This is a genomic window from Actinophytocola sp. (assembly GCF_036402745.1).
In the GTDB taxonomy this organism is placed as follows: Bacteria; Actinomycetota; Actinomycetes; order Mycobacteriales; family Pseudonocardiaceae; genus Actinophytocola.
In genome coordinates, this window is sequence record NZ_DASWSJ010000003.1 from 1 (window position 1) to 2,524 (window position 2,524).

At 72.0% G+C, this 2,524-nt stretch carries 1 protein-coding gene; it reads right to left on the minus strand.

Going from position 1 to position 2,524, the window contains the following annotated elements; genetic code table 11:
• Positions 1-2,524 (minus strand): SDR family NAD(P)-dependent oxidoreductase (locus VGD70_RS00300; protein ID WP_331076864.1); only part of this gene is annotated, 2,524 nt, incomplete at both ends.

A 2,524-nucleotide genomic window follows, 5' to 3' on the forward strand; every position in this document is an offset into this window, starting at 1 on the left:
CATCTTGATCACGGCGGCGACACCGGCGGCGGCCTGCGTGTGGCCGATGTTCGACTTCACCGACCCGAGGAGCAACGGCGTCGAGCGCGATTGGCCATAGGTCGCCAGCAACGCCTGCGCCTCGATCGGGTCGCCCAAAGCAGTACCCGTGCCGTGCGCCTCGACCACGTCGACGTCCGAAGTGGACAGCCCGGCGTTGGCCAGTGCCTTGCGGATCACCCGCTGCTGCGACGGACCGTTCGGCGCGGTCAGGCCGTTCGACGCACCATCGGAGTTCACCGCGGAGCCGCGCACCATCGCGAGCACGCGGTGCCCGTTGCGCCGGGCGTCGGACAGGCGTTCCAGCACGAGGACGCCGGCGCCTTCCGCCCAGCCGGTGCCGTCGGCCGTGTCGGCGTAGGCCTTGCACAGCCCGTCCGGGGCGAGGCCGCCCTGCTTGGCGAACTCGGAGAACGGTCCGGGAGTGGCGAGCACCGCGACGCCGCCGGCGAGCGCGAGCGTGCACTCCCCGGAGCGCAGTGCCTGCGTCGCCATGTGGAGAGCCACGAGCGACGACGAGCACGCCGTGTCGACGGTGACCGCCGGCCCTTCGAGGCCGAAGGTGTAGGCGATCCGGCCGGAGATGACGCTCGTCGTCGTCCCGGTCATGACGAAGCCCTCGATGCCGGCGTCGCCGGAACCGGTGAGCAGGGTGCCGTACGAGGCGTCGGCGGCGCCGAGGTACACGCCGGTCGGTGTGCCGGCGAGGCCGCGCGGATCGATGCCGGCCCGTTCGAAGGCCTCCCAGGCGGTCTCGAGCACGACGCGCTGCTGTGGGTCCATGGCCGTCGCCTCGCGCGGCGAGATGCCGAAGAACGCCGCGTCGAACTCCGTCGCGTCGGCCAGGAAGCCACCCACCAGGTCGCCGTCGAGCTCCCAGCCACGATCGGCTGGCGCGGGCACGACGGCGTCGCGGCCGTCGGCGACCAGGGACCACAGGTCCTCGGGCGAGCGCACGCCGCCGGGGTACCGGCAGCTCATGCCGACGATCACGATCGGGTCGTCGGTGCGGGCGGCGGCGGTCAGTGGCGCCGTGTCCGGCAGGCCGGCGCCGGTGAGTTCGCCCAGCAGGAAGGTGGCCAGCGCCGTGGGGTGGGGGTAGTCGAACACCAGCGTGGCCGGGAGCCGCAGGCCGGTTGCCGTGGCGAGCCGGTTGCGGAGTTCGACGGCGGTGAGCGAGTCGAAGCCCTGGTCCCGGAACTCCTGATGGGTACCGACCGCGTCGGCCGAGGCGAACGTGAGGACGTCGGCCGCCTCGGTGCGGACCAGCTCCACCAGATAGGCGAGCCGGTCGGATTCCCGCCGCGCGGCGAGCGCCGCGGCGAAGTCCACATCGGACCGGATGGCACCGGTGGCCGCCGTGCGGCGGGCGTTCCGGACGAGGTCGCGCAGGATCGCCGGGACCGGCCCACTGGAGGTCTGGCCCATCCCGGTCGCGGCGGCGACGACGAGCGGGTGGCCGGTCGCGGCGACAGCCGCCTCGAACATGGCAACGCCCTGTGCCGGTCCGATGTGGACGAGTCCGGCCTGCGCCGTCCGCCTGGTGTCGGCCTCGGCGAGCCCGGCGGTCATGCCGACGCTCGGATCCCACGGCCCCCAGGCGATGGAGGTCGCCGGTAGCCCGAGTGCGTGCCGGTGTGCGGCGAGGGCGTCGAGATAGGTGTTCGCGGCGGCGTAGCTGGCCTGCCCGGGGGTGCCCATGACACCGGAGGCCGACGAGTAGAGGACGAACGCGGCGAGAGGGTGGTCCCTTGTCGCCTCATGGAGATTCCACGCGCCGCCGGCTTTGGGCGCCATCACGGTCGCGAGCCGTTCTGGGGTCAACTGGTCGATGACGCCGTCGTCGAGCACACCCGCCGCATGGACCACCGCGGTCAGCGGCTGGTCGAGCCCGCCGACCAGGGCGCGCACCGCGGCCGGGTCGGTGACGTCGCACGCGGTCACGGTGATCTCGGCACCCAGCCCACCCGGATCGGTACCGGTGCGACTGGCCAGCACCACATGCCGATGCCCACGCTCAACCAGATGCCGCGCAAGCACCACACCCAGACCACCAGTACCACCCGTGATCAACACAGTCCCGTCCCGGTCCCACACCGGCGGCATCCTCAACACCAACTTGCCGATGTGCCTGGCCTGACTCATGAACCGAAACGCCTCAACCGCCCGCCCCACCGGCCACGACCGCACCGGCAACGGCACGATCACCCCCGAGGCGAACAACGCCAGCAACTCGGCCAGCATCTCCCGCACGGTCTCCGGGCCGGCCTCCGCGAGGTCGAACGCCTGGTAGTCCACCCCGTCCGGATCCCGGACGTCGGTCTTGCCCATCTCCAGGAACCGGCCACCCGGACGCACCAACCGCAGTGACGCGTCGATGAACTCACCGGAGAGAGCGTTCAGCACGACGTCCATCGGCGGGAACTTCTCGGCGAACTCCACGGTCCGCGAGGATGCGATCCGCTCGTCGGGCAGGCCGAGAGAA